Source organism: Streptomyces sp. NPDC041968 (genome assembly GCF_055589025.1).
The window spans coordinates 117,762-138,621 of sequence record NZ_JBVJCB010000011.1 but is presented as its reverse complement, the minus strand read 5'-3'; the positions used below and the strand labels follow the sequence as shown (position 1 = coordinate 138,621).

The window sequence follows — 20,860 nt, the reverse complement described above, 5'->3', positions numbered from 1 at the left end:
TGGTAGTTTCGTTGTACGGGAGCAGCCGTTGTATGCTGCTCCGGTTGCCCGATCCCGATCGGGCCATCCCCCTGGCACCGCCACTCAGATCCCGGATCGTTCGCGACTCCGAGTTCTTGTTCCCGGCATGCCGGGATCAACCGTAAGTGCATCTGAAGTCTTTGGAGTGACCCGTGGCTGCCAACTGCGACGTCTGTGGCAAGGGGCCGGGCTTCGGCAACAACATCTCGCACTCGCACCGCCGTACGTCTCGTCGCTGGAACCCGAACATCCAGCGTGTGCGTACCGTGGTCGGCGGGACGCCGAAGCGCGTGAACGCTTGCACCTCGTGCATCAAGGCCGGCAAGGTCTCGCGCTGACGCGTCTCAGCTGAGCGCGCGGCCACTGCCTGGTCCGCTGCACAAAGCCGGTCCACCTCGTGTGGGCCGGCTTTTTGCCGTCCCCGCACGGACCGGGCCCTGCCGGAGCGGCTGAGCCGCGGCCTCGTCGCGGTCGACCGGCGACGGCCTCCCCGGTCGGTCGTGGAGGAGGCCGCTTCGGGCGTCAGGCCCGGGAGGTGTCCCGGCGGAGCGCCCATCCGTGATCGACCGGTCCGATGCCGCCGCCGAGCGCGAAGCCGGCTCCGATGGCCCCGGTGACGTAGGCCTTGGCCGCCGCGACCGCTTCCGGTACCGGCTGCCCCTTGGCCAGCCCGCAGGCGACGGCCGACGCGAGGGTGCAGCCGGTGCCGTGCGTGTGCCGGTTGTCCAGGCGCGGGGCGCGCAGCCAGTGCCCCTCGGAGCCGTCGGTGAGCAGGTCCACGGCGTCCCCGCGCAGGTGACCGCCCTTGATCAGCACCCAGCGCGGCCCGTACTCCAGGACGGCCGCCGCGGCCCGGCGCAGATCGGCGTCCGACTCGACGCGGACGCCGGTGAGTTGGGCGACCTCGTCGAGGTTGGGCGTGGCGACGGTGGCGACCGGCAGCAGTTTGGTGCGTACGGAGTCCAGGGCGGAGGCGGCGAGCAGCGCGTCCCCGTGCTTGGAGACGCCGACCGGGTCGACGACCGCCGGGGCGTCCGTGCCGCCGATCAATTCGGCGACGGTCTCGACCAGTTCCGCGGAGGAGAGCATGCCGGTCTTGACCGCCTGGACGCCGATGTCGTCCACGACGCTGCGGTACTGGGTCCGCACGGCCGCCACGGGCAGCTCCCAGGCGCCCTGCACCCCGAGGGAGTTCTGCGCGGTCACCGCGGTGAGCACGCTCATGCCGTGGGTGCCGAGGGCGAGCATCGTCTTCAGGTCGGCCTGGATGCCGGCACCGCCGCCCGAGTCGGAGCCGGCCACGGTCAGGACCAGGGGCGGCCTCATGCCTCGACCTCGTCCCCGAAGTGGTCCCAGCCGCCCTTGCTGGTCCAGGGCGCCCCGTCGACGGTCACCTGGGGCAGCGCGGAGGGGTTGAGGACCTCACCGATGACCTTCCAGCGGGCGGGCAGCTTCACGTCCGGCGGGAAGGTGGCCACGATCGCGTGGTCCTCTCCCCCGGTGAGCACCCACTGCATCGGGTCGACGCCGACGGCCTGTCCGATGTCGTTCATCTGGGACGGGATGTCGATCTGGCCGGAGCGGACGTCGATCCTGACCTTGCTGGCCTCCGCGATGTGACCCAGGTCGGCGATCAGTCCGTCGCTCACGTCGCACATCGCGGTGGCACCGAGCCCCGCGGCGGCCGGGCCCGCGTGGTACGGCGGCTCGGGACGCCGGTGGGCCTCGACGAAGGCGCGCGGCGAGCGGAAGCCGCGGGACAGCACCGCGAACCCGGCCGCGGACCAGCCGAGCCAGCCGGTCACCGCGACGAGGTCACCGGGCTGGGCGCCGCCCCGGGTGACGGGTTCCTGGTTGCGCAGGTCGCCGAGCGCGGTGATGGAGACGGTGATCGTGTCGCCGCGCACCACGTCGCCACCGACCACGGAGGCGCCCGCGACCTGGCACTCGTCGCGCAGTCCGTCCATCAGCTCGGTCGGCCAGGCCACCGGCAGTTCGGCGGGCACGACCAGGCCGAGCAGCAGCGCGGTCGGCACGGCACCCATGGCGGCGATGTCGGCGAGGTTCTGCGCCGCCGCCTTGCGGCCCACGTCGTACGCGGTGGACCAGTCCCGGCGGAAGTGCCGCCCCTCGACGAGGATGTCGGTACTGGCCACCACCCTGCGGTCGGGCGCGGCCACCACCGCGGCGTCGTCGCCGGGGCCCACCCGGACCGCCGGCGTGGTGGTGAGACGGGAGGTGAGCTCCCTGATGAGCCCGAACTCCCCGAGCTCACCAACAGTGCCCTTCATTGCCTTGGCTCCCCTTCTGTCCCTGTCCGTGTCCGGTCGCGCGTCATCTCTGTCCTCGTTACGGTCGAAATGACCGTCACCGCGGTCGGGGTGATCGTCAACTCGTGTCGTTGCGGCGGCACGGCTCGTGAGGCCGCCACCCCGCGGGTCTCCCCGCGGAGAGCGGCGACGCGATACCGTGGCGTTCCTTTTCCCCACATGATCCTCGTGGCCGCTCTGGAGGTTCCGTGGTACAGGCGTACATCCTGATCCAGACGGAGGTCGGCAAGGCGTCGACCGTCGCCGAGACGATCAGCAAGATCCCTGGAGTGATCCAGGCCGAGGACGTGACAGGACCCTACGACGTCATCGTGCGCGCGCAGTCCGACACCGTCGACGACCTGGGTCGCATGGTGGTCGCCAAGGTCCAGCAAGTGGACGGCATCACGCGTACGCTGACCTGTCCGGTCGTTCATCTCTAGCCCCCTTCCGCCCACTCGCTCCCGTACCGCTGATCGCCGCCGTCGGCTGCTCCTCAGCAGACGACAGCGCGTCGGCGGCGGTTCCCGTCCCGGGCGCGTCGGTCACCAGCTGTGGCGGAACGCGGACAAGCCACTGCCACCTGCGGACAGCGGGCGGCCGACTGGGGAAACCCGCTGATCATACTGCGAGAAGGCGACCCCCGAGGGGGTCGCCTTCTTCGTCGTGCACGCGCGGAAGCGGTCAGCGCAGGCCCGTGGACCGCCGCAGCGCCGCCTGGACCAGCCGGTCCACCAGCTCCGGGTAGCTCACGCCGCTTGCCTGCCACATCTGCGGGTACATGGAGATCGGCGTGAAGCCGGGCATCGTGTTGATCTCGTTGATCACGAACTCGTCGTCCTCGGTGAGGAAGAAGTCCGCGCGCACCAGACCCTCGCAGGAGGCCGCGTCGAACGCCGCCACGGCGAGCCGCTGGACCTCGGCGGTCTCCTCGGGCGTGAGCGGGGCGGGCACGACGCCGGGCGTGGAGTCGATGTACTTGGCCTCGAAGTCGTAGTACGCGTGCTCCGAGGGCGGCGGGATCTCCGCGGGGGCGGACGCCCGGGGACCGTCCTCGAACTCCAGCACCCCGCACTCGATCTCCCGGCCGCGCAGCGTCGCCTCGACCAGGATCTTCGGGTCGTGGCGCCGGGCCTCCTCGATCGCCTCGTCGAGTCCGGAGGGGTCCTCGACCTTGGTGATGCCGATGGAGGAACCGGCGCGCGCGGGCTTCACGAAGAGCGGCCAGCCGTGCTCCCCGGCGAAGTCCACGAGCTTCCTGCGGGCGGCGGAACGGTCCTGCTCCCACTCCCGCGGCCGGATCACCACGTACGGGCCGACCTTCAGCCCGTAGGAGGCGAACACCGCCTTCATGTACTCCTTGTCCTGGCCGACGGCCGAGGCGAGCACACCCGAGCCGACGTAGGGCACACCGGACAGCTCCAGCAGGCCCTGGAGGGTGCCGTCCTCGCCGTACGGGCCGTGCAGCACCGGGAAGACGACGTCGACCTCGCCCAGCGCCTTGGGCACCGAGCCGGGTTCGCTGTAGACGACCTCGCGGTTCGCGGGGTCGACGGGCAGCAGCACGCCGCCCTCGGTCGACTCGGCCAGGTCCTCGACGTCCGGCGTGCGGCGGTCGCTGATCGCCATGCGCTCCGGTTCGTCGGCGGTCAGGGCCCACCGCCCGTCGCGGGTGATGCCGATCGGCAGGACGTCGTACTTCGTGCGGTCGATGGCCGCGAGGACGGCGCCGGCGGTGACCACGGAGATCCCGTGTTCGGAGCTGCGCCCGCCGAACACGACGGCCACACGCGGCTTGCGAGGCGGCTGCTCCGGGCTCTGCTCGGGGCTCTGGGGGAGGTTCTCGGTGCTCATATCGCGTTGAGAGTACCCGCCCGCGGTGCCGCGAGACAGCGTCGGCGGGGCCGCGTGGCGCGGGCGTCGCCCGGGTGGCTCGGCGGGGTCGCTCAGCGTCGATCCGGCATCGCTCAGTGTCGCCGGGGGCCCCGGGGTCGCCGCCGTTGTGGTACCGCTCAGCGCCGCTCCGGCTTGGCGCTGCGCGACATCAGCTCCTTGACCGCCACCACCGGGGCCTTCCCCTCGTGGACGATCGCGACGACCGTCTCGGTGATGGGCATGTCGACGCCGTACCCGCGGGCCAGATCCAGCACCGACTGGCAGGACTTGACGCCCTCGGCGGTCTGCCGGGTGACCGCGATGGTCTCCTGGAGGGTCATGCCCTTGCCGAGGTTGGTGCCGAAGGTGTGGTTGCGGGACAGCGGCGAGGAGCAGGTCGCCACCAGGTCGCCGAGCCCGGCCAGTCCGGAGAAGGTCAGCGGGTCGGCGCCGAGGGCGACCCCGAGGCGGGTGGTCTCGGCGAGACCGCGCGTGATGAGCGAACCCTTCGCGTTGTCGCCGAGGCCCATGCCGTCCGCGATGCCGACGGCCAGCCCGATCACGTTCTTCACGGCGCCGCCCAGCTCGCAGCCGACGACGTCGGTGTTGGTGTACGGGCGGAAGTACGGGGTGTGGCAGGCGGTCTGGAGGCGCTGGGCGACGGAGTCGTCGGGGCAGGCGACCACGGCGGCGGCCGGCATCCGGGCGGCGATCTCCCGCGCCAGGTTGGGTCCGGTGACCACGGCGATGCGCTCGGCGCCGACCTTCGCGACATCGTCGATCACCTCGCTCATCCGCATCGCGGAGCCGAGTTCGACGCCCTTCATGAGGGACACCAGGACCGTGCCGGGCGCCAGCAGGGGCGTCCAGTCGGCGAGGTTGGCGCGCAGGGTCTGGGACGGGACCGCCAGGACCGTGAAGTCGGCGTTGCGCGCGGCCTCGGCGGCGTCGGTGGTGGCCCGCAGGCCGGCGGGGAGTTCCACCCCGGGCAGGTAGTCCGGGTTGGTCCGGGTGGAGTTGACGGCCTCGGCGAGTTCGGCGCGGCGACCCCACAGGGTGACGTCGCATCCCGCGTCGGCGAGCACCATGCCGAAGGCCGTGCCCCACGATCCGGTGCCGAAGACGGCCGCCTTGACGGGGTTGCTCACGCGCTCTGCCCTTCTGCCTGCTGCCCGTGCGTCGGTGCCTGTGCCGCCCGCGCCCGGGCCGTCCTCGTCCGGGCCGTCCTCGTCCGGGCGGTCCCCATCTCGGCCGTCCCCGACTGCGCCTGCGTGCGGCGGCGCTGCTCGATCCGCTCGCGGCGCGGGTCGTAGGGCGTGTCGGGGGCCTTCTCGCCGCGGATCTCCTCCAGCTGGCGGGTGATGGCGGCCATGATGACCTCGGTGGCCTCCTTCAGCACGTCCGCGGTCATCTCCTGGTCGTAGAACCGCGACAGGTCGACCGGCGGGCCCGCGACCACGCGATGGGTCTTGCGCGGGAGGAGGTTCGGCTTCCTCGCGTACGGCGGCAGCAGTTCGTTGCAGCCCCACTGGGCGACCGGGATCACCGGGCACTTGGTCTGCAGGGCGACCCTCGCGGCACCGGTCTTGGCGGTCATCGGCCAGCCGTCCGGGTCGCGGGTCAGCGTGCCCTCGGGGTAGAAGGCGACGCACTCGCCGCGCTCCACGGCGTCGATCGCGGCCCGGAAGGCGCTGAGCGCGTCCGTGCTCTCGCGGTAGACGGGGATCTGTCCGGTGCCCCGCATCGCGGCGCCGACGAAGCCCTTCCGGAAGAGTCCGCTCTTCGCCAGGAATCGTGGGACGCGGCCGGTGTTGTACTGGTAGTGCGCGTACGCGAAGGGGTCGACGTGCGAATTGTGGTTCACGGCGGTGATAAATCCACCGTCGGCCGGAATGTTCTCCATTCCCCGCCAGTCCCGCTTGATCAGAACCACCAGCGGAGGTTTGCAGATCACCGCGGCGAAGCGGTACCAGAAGCCGATTCTGCGGCGGGGCACGCTGACACCTCTCCTCCAGGGCCTGGGGCCGGACAAGTGTCGCCCCGGGCCGCCCGTCTGTCGAGAACACCGTACGCCCCGGCGAGTGAACCGCCAGGTCTCCCGGGTGACAATGGCGGCGACGAGAGAAGGACGGAACGCTCGTGCAGTGGACCTTGGTCGTACCCGTGAAGCCCCTCGCCCGGGCCAAGAGCAGGCTGTCCGACACCGCGCACGACGGGGTTCGGCCCGGTCTCGCGCTCGCCTTCGCACAGGACACGGTGGCGGCCGCGCTGGCCTGCCCGGCGGTGGCGGATGTGGCAGTAGTCACGGATGACGCGCGGGCGGGGCGGGCCCTGGCGAAACTGGGCGCCGGGGTCGTTCCGGACGAGCCGGGCAGCGGGCTCAACGCCGCGCTGGCGCACGGGGCGGCGTTCGTCCGGGCCGCACACCCCACAAGCCCGGTGGCCGCGCTCAACGCCGATCTCCCCGCACTTCGCCCGGCGGAATTGACGCGGGTACTGACGGCGGCCGCGCAATTCCCGCGCGCTTTTCTCCCGGACGCGGCGGGAATCGGCACCACCCTGCTGGCCGCCGCGCCGGGCCGTGAACTGGCCCCCGCTTTCGGTCCGGATTCCCGGGTCCGTCACCGCGCGTCCGGCGCCGCGGAACTGCGCCTCGACTCGGTGGACTCCGTACGGCAGGACGTCGACACCGGCGACGATCTGCGCACCGCGCTGGTGCTGGGCGTGGGGCCCCGGACGGCCGCGGTCGCGGCGCGGCTGCTGATCGCCGGGCAGTAGGCTGCGGGCATGCAGGCGACCGCGTACACGTACGACCCCGAGAGCCGCAGCGGGCAGGTGCTGCTGGACGACGGCACTCCGGTGCCCTTCGACGCGGCGGCGTTCGACGCGGGGGGCCTGAGACTGCTGCGACCCGGTCAGCGGGTCCGCGTCGAGAGCGAGGGCGCGGGCGCCGACCGCCGGATCACCCTGGTGACGCTCCAGACCTTCTGAGGCTCCGGACCTTGTGACCGCCGGACACGCCGCGGGCCGGACTCCGTGAGGGAGTCCGGCCCGGCGCGTATGTGCCCTGTGCCCGTCCGCCTGCCGGACGCCGCCGGCCGCGTGCTGCTACTTCTTGCGGGCGGTGGCCTTCTTGGCGGTGGTCTTGCGCGCGGTCGACTTCTTGGCGGGAGCCTTCGTGGCCGTCGCCTTCTTCGCGGGGGCCTTCTTCGCCGTGGTCTTCTTGGCCGCCGCGGTGGTGGTCTTGGCGGGGGACTTCTTGGCGGGGGCCTTCTTCGCCGTCGCCGTCTTCGCCGCGCCCGTGGTCTTCTTCGCCGTGGTCTTCTTCGCCGCCGCGGTCGTCTTCTTGGCCGCGCCCGTGGTCTTCTTCGCGGCGCCCGTGGCCTTCTTGGCGGCGGCCTTCTTGCCCGCGGCCTTGGAGATGGTGGGCGGCGGGCCGGACAGGCTGCCCTTGGGAGCCTTCTTGACCGCGATGTCGTTCTTCGGGAGCTTCTTCGAGCCGCTCACCAGGTCCTTGAAGCCCTGACCAGCACGGAAGCGGGGTACGGAGGTCTTCTTGACCCGAACCCGCTCGCCCGTCTGCGGGTTGCGGGCGTAGCGGGCCGGACGGTCGACCTTCTCGAAGGAACCGAAGCCGGTGACCGAGACCCGGTCACCCGCGACCACTGCACGGACGAGGGCGTCCAGGACCGCGTCGACAGCGTCGGCGGCCTGCTGTCGGCCGCCCAGCTTGTCGGCAATCGCTTCTACGAGCTGCGCCTTGTTCACGTCTTCCCCTTCGGAGACATCGCCAGAACGAATGTGTTCAAGCTTTTTCGCACGTTAGGCAGATATATACCGCAAATCAAACACGAAACGGGCTAATCACCCTTGTGCCGCAACGGACTCGGGCGGTCCCGGCTCATTCAGCCTTCCTCGTCGGGGAATCGCCCCTCGTCGAGGTCCGCGATGAACCGATCCAGGCGCCCTGCCGCACCGGCGAGATCGTGTTTGGCCGCGGCCGTAATGACCAGCAGCTTCCGGGTCAGCGCCATCCGTACGCCCTCCGGGACTTGCAGTGCGCGCACTCTTGTGTGCGCTTCCTTGAGCCGGACCGCGACCGCCGTATAGAGCTCGAGTTGGCCGTCGTGGTCCATGCACAGATTGTGCCATCTGGGGCGAGTTGTCGCCTGCGCAGGGGGCAACTGCCGCCTCGAACGGCCTCCTGGGCGCCCCCGGAAGGCGCGCCTCCACTACCTGCCTACCCCGGCAACCACGCCTCTAACGTGGGACGTTGACGGACTCGTCCGGCTCACCCGGCCGGGACCGGCCCCGAAAACAGCCGTACCCCCGATCGGTCCGATCGGGGGTACGGCGGGGGTGTCGGGTGGCCGAAACTCGACCTTGCGGGGCCTCCGTGGAGGCCCCGGGCTCACACCTGGAGCGTCTGCGGTTTGAACGACGGCCGCTTGGCCTCGTACGCGGCGATCTCCGGCTCGTTCTGGAGGGTGATCGAGATGTCGTCCAGCCCGTTCAGCAGCCGCCAGCGGGAGTTCTCGTCCAGCTCGAAGGAGGCGGTGACGCCCTCGGCGCGCACCTCGCGGGCCTCGAGGTCGACGGTGATCTCGGCCTGGGGGTCCCGCTCGGTCAGCTCCCACAGCGCGTCGACGGTCTTCTGGTCGAGGACCACCGTGAGCAGGCCGTTCTTCAGCGAGTTGCCACGGAAGATGTCGGCGAAGCGGGAGGAGATCACGGCCTTGAAGCCGTAGTTCTGCAGAGCCCAGACGGCGTGCTCACGGGAGGAACCGGTGCCGAAGTCGGGGCCGGCGACCAGCACGGTCGCACCCTGCCGCTCGGGCTGGTTGAGGACGAAGGACGCGTCCTTGCGCCAGGCCTCGAACAGCCCGTCCTCGAATCCGTCCCGCGTCACCTTCTTGAGCCAGTGGGCGGGGATGATCTGGTCGGTGTCGACGTTGCTGCGGCGCAGCGGGACGGCCCGGCCGGTGTGCTTGGTGAATGCTTCCATGACTCTCAGACTCCAGCGGGCGTGGGGACGTCGGCGGCGGACAGGTCGGCCGGGGAGGCCAGGTGGCCCAGGACCGCCGTCGCGGCCGCGACCTGCGGCGACACCAGGTGGGTGCGGCCGCCCTTGCCCTGCCGTCCCTCGAAGTTGCGGTTGGAGGTGGACGCCGAGCGCTCACCGGGGGCGAGCTGGTCCGGGTTCATGCCCAGGCACATCGAGCAGCCCGCGTGCCGCCATTCGGCCCCGGCCTCCTTGAAGACCACGTCCAGCCCCTCCGAGACGGCCTGCAGGCCCACCCGCGCGGAGCCGGGGACGACCAGCATGCGTACGCCGTCGGCGACTTTGCGGTCCCGCACGATCTCGGCGGCGGCCCGCAGGTCCTCGATGCGGCCGTTGGTGCAGGAACCTACGAAGACGGTGTCCACCTTGATGGACCGCAGCGGCTGTCCGGCCTCCAACCCCATGTACTCCAGCGCCTTTTCGGCGGCGAAGCGCTCCGAGGCGTCCACGTACGAAGCCGGGTCGGGGACGGCGGCGGAAAGCGGTGCGCCCTGCCCCGGGTTGGTGCCCCAGGTGACGAACGGCGACAGCTCGGCGGCCTCGATGACGACCTCGGCGTCGAACTCGGCGTCGTCGTCCGTGCGCAGCGTCCTCCAGTACTCGGCGGCCGCGTCCCAGTCGGCGCCCTCGGGGGCGTGCGGGCGGCCCTGGAGGTAGGCGAAGGTGGTCTCGTCGGGGGCGATCATGCCCGCGCGGGCGCCGGCCTCGATCGACATGTTGCAGATGGTCATGCGGGCCTCCATCGACAGCTTCTCGATGGCCTCGCCGCGGTACTCCAGGACGTAGCCCTGGCCACCGCCCGTGCCGATCCTCGCGATGATCGCCAGGATGAGGTCCTTGGCCGTGACCCCGTCCGGCAGCGCGCCGTTGACGGTGATCGCCATGGTCTTCGGGCGGACCATGGGCAGCGTCTGGGTGGCCAGCACGTGCTCGACCTGGGAGGTGCCGATGCCGAAGGCCAGCGCGCCGAACGCGCCGTGCGTGGAGGTGTGCGAGTCACCGCAGACCACGGTGGTGCCGGGCTGGGTCAGTCCCAGCTGCGGGCCCACGACGTGCACGACGCCCTGCTCGACGTCACCCAGCGGGTGCAGCCGGACGCCGAAGTCCGCGCAGTTCTTGCGCAGCGTCTCCAGCTGGACCCGGGAGACCGGGTCCGCGATGGGCTTGTCGATGTCGAGCGTCGGGGTGTTGTGGTCCTCGGTGGCGATGGTCAGGTCGAGCCGGCGCACCGGGCGGCCGCCCTTGCGGAGGCCGTCGAAGGCCTGCGGGCTGGTCACCTCGTGCAGCAGGTGCAGATCGATGAAGAGGAGGTCGGGCTCGCCCTCGGCGCGCCGGACGACGTGGTCGTCCCAGACCTTCTCCGCGAGTGTCCTACCCATCGCTTTCCCTCCGGCCGGCGACAAGGCGCCGACCCAACTAGAGATCTTGAGGAGACGACGCCCGCACCCCTGTATCCGGGCAACCGCCGCCAGGCCCTTTCGTCACGGGCCGTTGTGACTTCTTGCCATCAAGAGTGGCGGGTTCCACGGAAAATTGAACTTGCGTTTCACAGAGTGAGACGGGAGTATCGTTGCATGGACAACAGTAGCGGCGTCGGCGTTCTGGACAAGGCGGCCCTCGTCCTGAGCGCTCTGGAGTCCGGTCCGGCCACCCTCGCGGGGTTGGTCGCGGCGACCGGACTGGCACGACCCACGGCCCACCGCCTGGCCGTGGCGCTGGAACACCACCGTATGGTGGCGCGCGACATGCAGGGCCGGTTCATCCTCGGCCCGCGCCTGGCCGAACTGGCCGCGGCGGCCGGCGAGGACCGTCTGCTCGCCACCGCCGGCCCGGTGCTCACCCACCTCCGGGACGTCACGGGCGAGAGCGCCCAGCTCTACCGCCGCCAGGGCGACATGCGCATCTGCGTGGCCGCGGCCGAGCGTCTGTCGGGCCTCAGGGACACGGTCCCGGTCGGCTCCACGCTCACCATGAAGGCCGGGTCCTCGGCGCAGATCCTGATGGCCTGGGAGGAGCCCGAGCGCCTCCACCGCGGGCTGCAGGGCGCCCGCTTCACGGCGACGGCGCTCTCCGGGGTGCGGCGGCGCGGCTGGGCCCAGTCCATCGGCGAGCGGGAGCCGGGCGTCGCGTCCGTCTCCGCGCCCGTGCGCGGCCCCTCCAACCGCGTGGTGGCCGCCGTGTCCGTCTCCGGCCCCATCGAGCGCCTCACGCGCCACCCGGGCCGGATGCACGCCCAGGCGATCATCGACGCCGCCGGCCGGCTCTCCGAGGCCCTGCGCCGCACCGGCTGACCTCGCCTCGTACGCGACCGGAGCGGGCCCGCCCCAACGCCGCGGCGGGCCCGCTCCGCGCATGCCGAAGCCCTCGTCGCGCGGGGCCGTCGACTACGGCACGGGTCCGGGAACGCCGAAGGGGGCTCCCGTGTGAACGGGAGCCCCCTTGAGACTCGTACCCCCGACCGGATTCGAACCGGCGCTACCGCCTTGAGAGGGCGGCGTGCTAGGCCGCTACACAACGGGGGCGAGGATCTTGCAGGCGCTGAATACCGCACTCCGCAGATCCGAGCTGGTCTACCAGGACTCGAACCTAGACTAACTGAACCAGAATCAGTCGTGCTGCCAATTACACCATAGACCAATGTGGTTTAGACCAGTTTGTACCCCCGACCGGATTCGAACCGGCGCTACCGCCTTGAGAGGGCGGCGTGCTAGGCCGCTACACAACGGGGGCCCTAGCGATCCTGCATCGAGGTCGGCGGGAGCTACCCTGACCGTCCCCGCGGGAAGGATCTGTACCCCCGACCGGATTCGAACCGGCGCTACTGCCTTGAGAGGGCAGCGTGCTAGGCCGCTACACAACGGGGGCTTTGCGGATGATCTCCGCGGCGCAGATGAGCTCTGCGAGCTGGCCTACCTGGACTCGAACCAAGACTAACTGAACCAGAATCAGTCGTGCTGCCAATTACACCATAGGCCACTGGAACGCAAGCCCCTGTGGGGCTCTGTTCTAGCTTTGCGCTTCCGGTTACCGGCCTTTCGGCCCGCTCTCCGGCGGCGCAGGAAGAACATTACCCGAAGGTGGACGGGGCTCCAAAACGAGTATCGGCACCGAGGAGGGCGGGGAGTTCGGCGAGGGAGGCGATGCGGCGCGGGCCGGTCGGCGGGTCGACGGTCGCGTACACGCCGCCCCGGTCGATCCACACCGAGAGCAGCCCGGCGTCCGCGGCGCCGCGTCCGTCGATCTCCGGGTGGTCTCCGACGTAGGCCACCTCGTGCGGCGGGAGGCCGAGGGCGTCGCACGCCGCCAGGAAGGCGTCGGGCTCGGGCTTGGAGACGCCCAGCTCAGCGGCGCACAGGACGGCCTCGAAGCGGTCGTGGACGCCGAGCACGCGCAGCTTGCGGTCCTGGACGACGAGGCTGGAGTTGGAGAGCACGGCGTGCCGGTGGCTCTCGGCGAGGGCGTCGAGGACGGGCAGGACGTCCGGGAAGAGGGACCAGGCGGCCTCGTAGTGCGTGACGTAGCGCTGGAACCAGTGGTCGGCCTCGGCATCCGTCAGCTCCGGCCGGCCCAGGAAGACGCGGGTGCGGTCGCGCCGCTGTGTGACGAAGTCGACTTCCCCGGCCGCGAACCGGCCCCACTGCTGCTCGGTGATCTCCCGCCAGCGCACGAGGGCCTCCTCGGCCCCGCCGTGGCCGGCGAGCAGTCCCTCCGCCACCAGGTGGGCGCGCATGCCCTCGCGGTCGGCGGTGGTGTAGTCGAAGAGGGTGTCGTCGACGTCCCAGACCACGGCGCGGATGCTCATGATCCGACGGTAACGCGCGGGCCGGGGGCCTGTCCGCCGGTACGACGAAGGGGCGGCCCCCGGGGTCCGGGTGCCGCCCCTGTCACGGGGTGCGGGCGTCAGGCCGCCAGCCTCGCGAGCGCCGCGTCGATCCGCGTCAGCGCCTTCTCCTTGCCCAGGACCTCCAGGGACTCGAAGAGCGGCAGGCCGACGGTGCGGCCGGTGACGGCGACGCGGACGGGGGCCTGGGCCTTGCCGAGCTTGAGGCCGTGTGCCTCGCCGGCGGCCAGGACGGCCTCCTTGAGGGACTCGGGGGACGTCCAGTCGGCCGCGTCGAGCTTCTCGCGGGCGGTGCGCAGCAGGGCGTCCGAGCCCTCCTTCATGGCCTTCGCCCAGCTCGCCTCGTCGGTGACCGGCTCCGGCAGGAAGAGGAAATCGACGTTGTCCGTGATCTCGGAGAGGACCTTCAGGCGGGTCTGCGCGTGCGGGGCGACCGCCTGCCACTTGGCCTCGTCGAAGTCCTCCGGCGCCCAGGGGGCCACGGGCGCCTTCAGCCACGGGCGGCAGCGCTCGGTGAAGTCCTTCACGTCGAGCATGCGGATGTGGTCGGCGTTGATCGCCTCGCACTTCTTGAGGTCGAAGCGGGCCGGGTTGGGGTTGACGTCGGTGACGTCGAAGGCCGCGACCATCTCCTCGATCGAGAAGATGTCCTGGTCGGCGGAGAGCGACCAGCCGAGCAGGGAGAGGTAGTTGAGCAGGCCCTCGGGGAGGAAGCCGCGCTCCCGGTAGAGGTTCAGGCTCGACTGCGGGTCGCGCTTGGAGAGCTTCTTGTTGCCCTCCCCCATGACGTACGGCAGGTGCCCAAAGGCGGGGGTCTCCTTGGCGATCCCCAGCTCGGTCAGCGCCTTGTACAGGGCGATCTGGCGCGGGGTGGAGGAGAGCAGGTCCTCGCCGCGCAGGACGTGGGTGATCTCCATCAGCGCGTCGTCGACCGGGTTGACCAGCGTGTAGAGGGGGGCGCCGTTGGCGCGGACGATGCCGTAGTCCGGGACGTTCTCCGGGGTGAAGGTCAGTTCGCCGCGGACGAGGTCCGTGAAGGTGATGGTCTCGTCGGGCATCCGGAAGCGGACGATCGGCTCGCGGCCCTGCGCCGTGTACTCCTCGACCTGGGCGTCGCTCAGGTCGCGGCAGTGGCCGTCGTAGCCGGACGGCCTGCCCGCGGCGCGGGCGGCCTCGCGGCGGGTGTCCAGCTCCTCCTGGGAGCAGTAGCAGCGGTAGGCGTGGCCGGCGTCGAGCAGCTTGGCGGCGACGTCCTTGTAGATGTCCATGCGCTGCGACTGGCGGTACGGCGCGTGCGGGCCGCCGACCTCGGGGCCCTCGTCCCAGTCGAAGCCCAGCCAGCGCATCGAGTCCAGGAGCTGCTGGTACGACTCCTCGGAGTCGCGGGCCGCGTCGGTGTCCTCGATGCGGAAGACCAGGGTGCCCTGGTGGTGCCGGGCGAAGGCCCAGTTGAACAGGGCGGTGCGGACCAGGCCCACATGGGGGTTGCCGGTGGGCGAGGGGCAGAAACGGACACGGACTGCTGGGGTGGGTGCGCTAGCCACGCTTGACAACCTTGTTGGTGAGAGTGCCGATGCCTTCGATGGTGACGGCGACCTCGTCGCCGACGTGCAGGGGCCCGACTCCGGCCGGGGTGCCCGTGAGGATCACGTCGCCGGGCAGCAGCGTCATGGCCTCGGAGATGTTGACGATCAGGTCCTCGATGGAGTGGATCATCTCGCTGGTGCGGCCGAGCTGGCGCTGGGTGCCGTTGACCGTGAGCTGGATGGTCAGGTCGGCCGCGGCGGCGAGGGCGAGGTCCGTCTCCACCCAGGGGCCCAGCGGGCAGGAGGAGTCGAAGCCCTTGGCCCTGGCCCACTGCTTCTCGCGCCGCTGCACGTCGCGGGCGGTGACGTCGTTGGCGCAGGTGTAGCCGAAGATCACGTCCTTGACGCGGTCGCGCGGGACCTCGCGGCACATGCGGCCGATGACGACGGCGAGCTCGGCCTCGTGGTGCAGTTCCTCGGAGAAGGAGGGGTACTGGATGGCGTCGCCGTGCCCGATGACCGAGGTGGACGGCTTGAAGAAGGCGAACGGGGCGTCGGGCACCTCGTTGCCGAGTTCGCGGGCGTGCTCGGCGTAGTTGCGGCCGAAGGCGACGACCTTGTTGGGGAGGACGGGCGGCAGGAGCCGCACCTTGCTCAGGGGCACCTTGGTGCCGGAGAGCTCGAAGTCCGCGAACGGGATGCCCTTGATGATGTCGAGGACGAGCTGGTCCGGCTGGTCGCCCTCGACCGCGCCGAAGGCGACGTTCCCGTCGATGGAGAACCTGGCGATGCGCACGGGTTGCTTGGCCCCTTGCTGAGCTGGCTGGAGTCTGACGCTCCAGGCTAACGCGGCACAGGGCGGGCGCCTCGCGCATCGCCTGCCGTGGCCCTCGGGGGTGGCGGTCCGGCGCGCGGGCGCCCGGGTGCTCGTGGGGCCGGCCGAAGGTCGGACGGCCGGCGTACTACTGTGCGGCGGAGGCCGCGACGGGGATCTCCATCAGGACGGTGCGCCGGGGGTTGGCGGTCTGGGTGGGGAGCTCGACGGCGTGCTCCGGCTGCTGGGGCGTCTGCAGCTCGTCGGCGCCGGCGAGGTGCGCCAGCGTCGTGCGTCGCGGGTTGGCGATCTTGTGGAACATCATCGTCGTCTTCACGGTTGAACGAGACCCTGTCATGTCCGGGCGCCCGGGGGCCGCAAGAAGCCCTCCGATGGCGCGGGTTGTCGGTTTTGCCTTCTCTGTAAAGCGTCAGGCTAAACATGCGATTCCCCCTCGACCCGAGCAGGGTGCGTGATCTGCGTGTGAGTTTGCTCACTTATCAAGGGTCAAACCGGTCAATTCCGGCTTGCGTAACACCCTGACGAAACAGACATTGCCCATCTGAACCCATCATTCCGCTCCTGATCATGTCGACTGGGACACCTTTCGGCCCCCGGCGACTCGCGGGCATACGCCCCATTTGCGGGTGATCATTTTCTACGTCCGGTGACTCGGCCCTCACGTGCTGTCACCTAGGTCACGGCCTGGCTCACGGGCCTTGTTGGAGATCCGGCACTGTGCTGGAATCTCACGGACCGCTGCGGGATCGAGCCGGTGCACAGGGGGCGCACACCAGCGCCGAGCGGCGGCGAGAAGGGGGAACCAGCGCCGGTCACTCACGACCACCACGGGGGCGTAATTCAGGGCGCCCCTATGACGCCGACACCGTGCCCAGCCGTTCACGCGGCCGGGCGCCTGGTCCAGAGGTTGCGACGCTAGTGCAGGGACGTTTCAAGAGGGATGGCAGCGCTTCGGCGGAGCCGGAGCCGCACGGCGGGACTGGCCCCAAGGCCGTCAGCTCCTCGCCCCAGCACGCCCAGAGCCCGGGCCAGGCCCCGTCCGGCGACGGCGGGGACGGCACCGGACGCCCCGGCCGGCCCGCCTCGTCCGCGTCCGGTCAGCAGCCGTCCGCGAAGCCGGCCAAGGCATCGACCGGACCCGGCCCGCGAATAGCCCTGCGCAACTGGCGGATCTCGACCCGTCTGGTGTCGCTGCTCGCGCTTCCCGTGGTCGCGGCCACCTCGCTGGGCGCGATGCGCATCAGCCAGTCGATGGACGACATCCAGCAGCTCGACAACATGAAGCTGCTGACGGAGATGACCAAGCAGGCCACCGAGCTGGCCGCCGCCCTCCAGGAGGAGCGCGACCAGTCCGCCGGTCCGCTGGCGCACGGTTCGACCTCCAGCGCGATCGCCGTCAAGGGCGACCGGGAGAAGACCGACCGGGCCCTGAAGAACTTCCTGGACAACTCCGAGGAGATCGACGCCGCCAGCAAGGACGGCAACCTCGTCGGCGTCCGCGACAGCCTCGTCGGCCTCGCGAGCGACCTCAACGGCCTGAACAAGATCCGCAGCACTGCCTATCAGGCGAAGGACAACTCGACCCAGACCGTCGAGGCCTACCACCGCCTGATCACCCACCTGCTCGACCTCTCGCAGGACATGGCGGAGGCGACCAGCAACCCCGACATGATCCAGCGCACGCGCGCCCTGTCGGCCTTCTCCTCGGCCAAGGAGTACGCCTCCATCCAGCGCGCCGTCCTCGCGGCCGCGCTCCCGGCGAACAACACGAGCAAGGGCAAGCTCACCGAGAACGACCGGCTCTACGCCCAGTCGGCCCTCCAGAGCCAGACCTCCGAGGTCCGCAGCTTCACCAGCATCTACGGCGACGGCGCCGAGGAACTCCTCAAGCCGATCTCCGAGGGCAACCCGGTGATCGAGTCCTCCGACCAGTACGCCGGCCGCGCGCTCGGCCAGGCCAACGGTCTGGACGACCTGAAGGTCCGCTCGTACCAGGACTGGCTGGACGACAGCTCCACCAAGATCCAGCAGATGAAGAACATCGAGCTCAAGCTGCTGGAGGACATGGAGCAGCAGGCCCGCGAGCTGCGCAGCGAGTCCGAGCGCGAGGCGATCATCTCCGGTGTGATCATCCTGCTCGTGCTCGGTGTCTCGCTGGTCGGCGCCTTCGTCGTGGCGCGGTCCATGATCCGCTCGCTGCGCCGCCTGGAGGACACCGCGACCAGGGTCGCCCAGGACCGCCTGCCCGAGCTCGTCAAGCAGCTCTCCGAGACCGACCCGCAGGACGTCGACACCTCGGTGGAGTCGGTCGGCGTGCACTCCCGGGACGAGATCGGCCGCGTGGCCGCGGCCTTCGACGACGTGCACCGCGAGGCGGTCCGCCTCGCCGCCGAGCAGGCCCTGCTGCGGGGCAACGTCAACGCGATGTTCACCAACCTCTCGCGCCGCTCCCAGGGCCTCATCCAGCGTCAGCTCTCGCTCATCTCCGAGCTGGAGTCCCGCGAGGCCGACCCGGACCAGCTGTCCTCGCTGTTCAAGCTCGACCACCTCGCGACGCGCATGCGCCGTAACGGTGAGAACCTCCTCGTCCTCGCCGGTGAGGAGCCCGGCCGGCGCTGGACCCGGCCGGTGCCGCTGGTCGACGTGCTCCGTGCCGCCGCCTCCGAGGTGGAGCAGTACGAGCGCATCGAGCTGGCCTCCGTGCCGACCACCGAGGTCGCCGGCCGCGTGGTCAACGACCTCGTGCACCTGCTCGCCGAGCTGCTGGAGAACGCGACCTCGTTCTCCTCCCCGCAGACCAAGGTCAAGGTCACCGGTCACGCGCTGCCCGACGGCCGGGTGCTGATCGAGATCCACGACACCGGCATCGGCCTCTCCCCCGAGGACCTCGCCGCGATCAACGAGCGGCTGGCCTCGCCGCCGACCGTGGACGTCTCGGTCTCCCGCCGCATGGGTCTGTTCGTGGTCGGCCGGCTCTCGCAGCGCCACGGCATCCGCATCCAGCTGCGTCCGTCCGACTCCGGTGGCACGACCGCGCTGGTCATGCTGCCCGTCGATGTCGCCCAGGGCGGCCGCAAGCCGCAGCCCAAGCCCGGTCAGGGCCCCTCGGGCGGCGGCCCGGCCGCGGCCCAGGCGGCGGCCGGTGTCGCGGCGGCCCGGCGCGGTGGCGGCCAGGGCGGTGGCGCTCTCGGGGGCGGCGCCTTCGGTGGCGGCGGTGCCCTCGGTGCCGGTGCGCCGGGCGGCGGCCGGCTCGGTGCCGCACAGGGACCTCGGGCCGCGCTGCCCGGACGCGACGCCGACTCCCACCCGGGCGGGCCGCGCGGGCCTCAGGCCCCGGCGGGCCCCCACCAGCAGAACCGCCCGGCTCCGGCCGGTGCCGGGCAGGCGCCCGGTGCGCCGCAGGGTTTGCAGGCCGCCGGCAGCAACGCGCCGCAGGGCTCCGCTCCGCAGGGCAACCCGCAGGGCCAGGACGCCTTCGGCGGCGGACGCGGTCCGTCGGCGCCCGCGCAGCGCGGCAAGCGCCGCGGCAACGGGAAGGGCGACGCCGAGCGTGGTCGCCGTCCGCAGCTGCCGCCGCGCGGCGGTCCGCGGGCCGAGCTGCCCGGCGGCACCCCGCAGCCCCGCACGCCGAGCTGGAGCGACGAGAACGCGCAGCCGTCCGTGCCCCGTGCCTCGCTGGACGCCCCGCGCGGCCACGAGGAGCCGGACAGCTCCCGTACGGACCGGACCCCGCGCTTCGACGACCGTCAGGGTCCCGGCGCCACCACCGAGATGCCCGCGGTCCCCGCGCTCGGCGAGGCGCAGGGCCCCGCGGCCACGGCCGAGTTCGCCCGCCCGGACTTCGACGCCCCGGCCCCGCACCGGGCCGAGCAGCAGCAGCAGCAGCACGACAACAGCCTGTTCTCCCGGCCCGCACAGGGCCAGTACGGCCAGGAGCAGTACGGCCGGGACCAGTACGGCCAGGACCAGTACGGCCAGGACCAGTACCCCCAGGAGCAGTACGGCCGGGACCAGTACGGACAGGGCGGCGGAAACGCCTCGCGCGACGACCAGTTCGCACGGCCCGAGCAGGCCGCTCCGCAGCAGAACGGCGGGGCGTTCGTCCGCTCGGACGTCTTCGGCACACAGCCTGGTCAGGCCGGCCCGAACGACCCGGCCTCGACCGGCCGGTTCCCCGGCGTCCAGAACCCGAACCCGAACGACGGGAACGACGGCTCGACCGGGCAGCACCGGCTGCCGGAGCAGCAGAACCCGGCCCCCACCGGCCAGTTCGACCGCCCGCAGGTCAACGGCGCGCGCGGCGGCAACGACTTCGGCGCTCCGCGTCCGCCGGCCCCGCAGCAGCGTCCCGCCCACCAGGAGCCCGCGGGGGGCAACGCCAACGGGAGTGCCGCCCAGCGGCCCGGTGACGGTTGGGCCCTGCCCCCGGCCTCCGGCCCCGGCGACGGCCGTACCCCGCTGTACGACACGCTGGAGACCAACTGGTTCCACGGCGACCGCGAGGCGAGGGCGCAGCAGAGCGCCCCGGCCGCGGCCCCGGAGCCGCAGGCGGCCCAGCCCCAGACCCCGGCGGCCCCCCAGCGGCCCGCCACCTCCGCCTGGCGCAGCTCGCCGAACGACGACCTCGTCCGGCAGGCCGAGCGCGTGCGGCAGCCCGCCGCAGGCGGTATCACCACCTCCGGCCTGCCGCGCCGGGTGCCCCGGGCCAACCTGGTCCCGGGCACGGCTCAGCAGCAGTCGCACCAGAACGGTCCGCAGGTATCGCGTGCGCCCGACGAGGTACGCGGCCGGCTGACCAATCTCCGTCGGGGAATCGCACAGGGCCGTCAGGCCGGTACCAACCAGACCGGCAGCTACCCGCGGCCCACTCACCAGCAGGAGCGTTAGTTGAGCCCGATGAGCCAGGCGGCACAGAACCTCAACTGGTTGATCACGAATTTCGTGGACAACACCCCAGGGGTGTCCCACACCGTCGTCGTGTCCGCCGACGGACTCCTCCTGGCGATGTCGGAGGGCTTCCCGCGCGACCGCGCCGACCAGCTCGCGGCCGTCGCCTCCGGGCTGACCTCGCTGACCGCCGGGGCGTCCCGGATCTTCGAGGGCGGCAACGTGGCACAGACGGTCGTGGAGATGGAACGCGGGTTCCTCTTCCTCATGTCCGTCTCGGACGGCTCGTCGCTGGCCGTTCTCGCTCACCCGGAGTGCGACATCGGCCTCGTCGGCTACGAGATGGCGCTCCTGGTCGACCGCGCGGGGGCGGTGCTCACGCCCGACCTGCGCGCTGAGCTACAAGGCAGTCTGCTCCACTGATCGGCCCCGGCACCACCCGTGTTACCAAATCACCGTCCGGCCGCCACAATCCCCCCACCGGCCTCTTCAGACGGCACGACT

At 71.3% G+C, this 20,860-nt stretch carries 20 protein-coding genes and 5 tRNA genes; 7 read left to right on the top strand and 18 right to left on the bottom strand.

The annotated features are described in order from the left end of the window. Nucleotides 1-173 precede the first annotated feature (173 nt). Nucleotides 174-359, top strand: coding sequence for a 50S ribosomal protein L28 (gene rpmB, locus ACZ6EG_RS26055; RefSeq protein WP_003993230.1), 186 nt, complete (start codon nucleotides 174-176; stop codon nucleotides 357-359). Between the two features lie 184 nt (nucleotides 360-543). Here the strand turns inward: rpmB and thiD are convergent, their stop codons facing one another. After that, complete coding sequence (thiD, locus tag ACZ6EG_RS26050) at nucleotides 544-1,347, bottom strand: bifunctional hydroxymethylpyrimidine kinase/phosphomethylpyrimidine kinase (RefSeq protein ID WP_469608026.1); 804 nt, start codon at nucleotides 1,345-1,347, stop codon at nucleotides 544-546. Further along, the gene (locus ACZ6EG_RS26045; RefSeq protein ID WP_356610543.1) at nucleotides 1,344-2,312 is read right to left on the bottom strand and encodes a thiamine-phosphate kinase; all 969 of its coding nucleotides are present in this window, start codon (nucleotides 2,310-2,312) and stop codon (nucleotides 1,344-1,346) included. The genes thiD and ACZ6EG_RS26045 overlap by 4 nt, the downstream gene beginning before the upstream one ends. Nucleotides 2,313-2,539: 227 nt before the next feature. On the opposite strand from ACZ6EG_RS26045, the gene ACZ6EG_RS26040 reads away from it, so the two are divergent. Continuing rightward, nucleotides 2,540-2,773, top strand: a complete 234-nt coding sequence (locus ACZ6EG_RS26040; protein ID WP_053137604.1) for an Lrp/AsnC family transcriptional regulator — start codon at nucleotides 2,540-2,542, stop codon at nucleotides 2,771-2,773. A gap of 241 nt (nucleotides 2,774-3,014) precedes the next feature. Here the strand turns inward: ACZ6EG_RS26040 and ACZ6EG_RS26035 are convergent, their stop codons facing one another. The 3 genes from ACZ6EG_RS26035 to ACZ6EG_RS26025 all read right to left on the bottom strand — a co-directional run bounded on the left by ACZ6EG_RS26035 (nucleotide 3,015) and on the right by ACZ6EG_RS26025 (nucleotide 6,201). Then, nucleotides 3,015-4,184 (bottom strand): D-alanine--D-alanine ligase family protein, encoded by a 1,170-nt coding sequence (locus ACZ6EG_RS26035; protein ID WP_469608021.1) that lies wholly within the window; start codon nucleotides 4,182-4,184, stop codon nucleotides 3,015-3,017. A gap of 158 nt (nucleotides 4,185-4,342) precedes the next feature. Beyond that, nucleotides 4,343-5,353 carry an NAD(P)H-dependent glycerol-3-phosphate dehydrogenase gene (locus ACZ6EG_RS26030; RefSeq protein WP_383645817.1) on the bottom strand — a complete coding sequence of 337 codons (1,011 nt, stop codon included), beginning with the start codon at nucleotides 5,351-5,353 and terminating at the stop codon, nucleotides 4,343-4,345. Further along, entirely contained in the window at nucleotides 5,350-6,201 is an 852-nt protein-coding gene (locus ACZ6EG_RS26025; RefSeq protein ID WP_391971847.1) for a lysophospholipid acyltransferase family protein, read from the bottom strand. Before ACZ6EG_RS26025 ends, ACZ6EG_RS26030 begins: the two co-directional genes overlap by 4 nt. A 143-nt stretch (nucleotides 6,202-6,344) precedes the next feature. On the opposite strand from ACZ6EG_RS26025, the gene cofC reads away from it, so the two are divergent. Further along, complete coding sequence (cofC, locus tag ACZ6EG_RS26020; RefSeq protein ID WP_469608017.1) at nucleotides 6,345-6,983, top strand: 2-phospho-L-lactate guanylyltransferase; 639 nt, start codon at nucleotides 6,345-6,347, stop codon at nucleotides 6,981-6,983. A 9-nt stretch (nucleotides 6,984-6,992) separates the two neighbouring features. Next, a complete protein-coding gene (locus ACZ6EG_RS26015; RefSeq protein ID WP_053137586.1) occupies nucleotides 6,993-7,196 on the top strand; it encodes a hypothetical protein in 204 nt (67 codons plus the stop codon). 117 nt (nucleotides 7,197-7,313) lie between these two features. Here ACZ6EG_RS26015 and ACZ6EG_RS26010 read toward each other — a convergent pair whose 3' ends face one another. The 4 genes from ACZ6EG_RS26010 to leuC all read right to left on the bottom strand — a co-directional run bounded on the left by ACZ6EG_RS26010 (nucleotide 7,314) and on the right by leuC (nucleotide 10,646). Then, on the bottom strand, nucleotides 7,314-7,973 hold the full coding sequence (locus tag ACZ6EG_RS26010; protein ID WP_391971849.1) for an HU family DNA-binding protein: 660 nt from the start codon (nucleotides 7,971-7,973) through the stop codon (nucleotides 7,314-7,316). Nucleotides 7,974-8,110: 137 nt separating this feature from the next. Continuing rightward, entirely contained in the window at nucleotides 8,111-8,341 is a 231-nt protein-coding gene (locus tag ACZ6EG_RS26005; protein WP_356610537.1) for an SCO5555 family protein, read from the bottom strand. Nucleotides 8,342-8,616: 275 nt separating this feature from the next. Beyond that, nucleotides 8,617-9,210 (bottom strand): 3-isopropylmalate dehydratase small subunit, encoded by a 594-nt coding sequence (gene leuD / locus ACZ6EG_RS26000; protein WP_391971850.1) that lies wholly within the window; start codon nucleotides 9,208-9,210, stop codon nucleotides 8,617-8,619. Nucleotides 9,211-9,215: 5 nt separating this feature from the next. Continuing rightward, nucleotides 9,216-10,646 carry a 3-isopropylmalate dehydratase large subunit gene (leuC, locus tag ACZ6EG_RS25995; RefSeq protein WP_469608011.1) on the bottom strand — a complete coding sequence of 477 codons (1,431 nt, stop codon included), beginning with the start codon at nucleotides 10,644-10,646 and terminating at the stop codon, nucleotides 9,216-9,218. 195 nt (nucleotides 10,647-10,841) lie between these two features. Between leuC and ndgR the strand changes: the two genes are divergently transcribed. Then, entirely contained in the window at nucleotides 10,842-11,558 is a 717-nt protein-coding gene (gene ndgR, locus ACZ6EG_RS25990) for an IclR family transcriptional regulator NdgR (RefSeq protein WP_053137572.1), read from the top strand. 158 nt (nucleotides 11,559-11,716) lie between these two features. Here the strand turns inward: ndgR and ACZ6EG_RS25985 are convergent. The 9 genes from ACZ6EG_RS25985 to ACZ6EG_RS25945 form a co-directional block, all read right to left on the bottom strand. Beyond that, nucleotides 11,717-11,789, bottom strand: a tRNA-Glu gene (locus tag ACZ6EG_RS25985). Between the two features lie 43 nt (nucleotides 11,790-11,832). After that, nucleotides 11,833-11,904, bottom strand: a tRNA-Gln gene (locus tag ACZ6EG_RS25980). A gap of 20 nt (nucleotides 11,905-11,924) precedes the next feature. Continuing rightward, nucleotides 11,925-11,997: transfer RNA gene (locus ACZ6EG_RS25975), tRNA-Glu, on the bottom strand. A gap of 62 nt (nucleotides 11,998-12,059) precedes the next feature. Beyond that, nucleotides 12,060-12,132: transfer RNA gene (locus ACZ6EG_RS25970), tRNA-Glu, on the bottom strand. A 39-nt stretch (nucleotides 12,133-12,171) separates the two neighbouring features. Further along, nucleotides 12,172-12,243, bottom strand: a tRNA-Gln gene (locus ACZ6EG_RS25965). A 91-nt stretch (nucleotides 12,244-12,334) separates the two neighbouring features. Further along, entirely contained in the window at nucleotides 12,335-13,069 is a 735-nt protein-coding gene (locus ACZ6EG_RS25960; RefSeq protein ID WP_391971853.1) for an HAD family hydrolase, read from the bottom strand. 98 nt (nucleotides 13,070-13,167) lie between these two features. Beyond that, nucleotides 13,168-14,652, bottom strand: a complete 1,485-nt coding sequence (gene gltX / locus ACZ6EG_RS25955) for a glutamate--tRNA ligase (protein ID WP_469608007.1) — start codon at nucleotides 14,650-14,652, stop codon at nucleotides 13,168-13,170. Then, a complete protein-coding gene (locus tag ACZ6EG_RS25950) occupies nucleotides 14,645-15,430 on the bottom strand; it encodes a fumarylacetoacetate hydrolase family protein (RefSeq protein ID WP_469608004.1) in 786 nt (261 codons plus the stop codon). Before ACZ6EG_RS25950 ends, gltX begins: the two co-directional genes overlap by 8 nt. A gap of 166 nt (nucleotides 15,431-15,596) precedes the next feature. Beyond that, complete coding sequence (locus ACZ6EG_RS25945) at nucleotides 15,597-15,785, bottom strand: hypothetical protein (protein ID WP_391971926.1); 189 nt, start codon at nucleotides 15,783-15,785, stop codon at nucleotides 15,597-15,599. Nucleotides 15,786-16,387: 602 nt separating this feature from the next. Here ACZ6EG_RS25945 and ACZ6EG_RS25940 point away from each other — a divergent pair. Together ACZ6EG_RS25940 and ACZ6EG_RS25935 are read left to right on the top strand one after the other, a co-directional pair. Beyond that, the gene (locus tag ACZ6EG_RS25940; RefSeq protein ID WP_469608001.1) at nucleotides 16,388-20,356 is read left to right on the top strand and encodes a sensor histidine kinase; all 3,969 of its coding nucleotides are present in this window, start codon (nucleotides 16,388-16,390) and stop codon (nucleotides 20,354-20,356) included. A gap of 9 nt (nucleotides 20,357-20,365) precedes the next feature. Further along, entirely contained in the window at nucleotides 20,366-20,779 is a 414-nt protein-coding gene (locus ACZ6EG_RS25935) for a roadblock/LC7 domain-containing protein (RefSeq protein WP_003973453.1), read from the top strand. The last annotated feature ends 81 nt before the right edge of the window (nucleotides 20,780-20,860 follow it).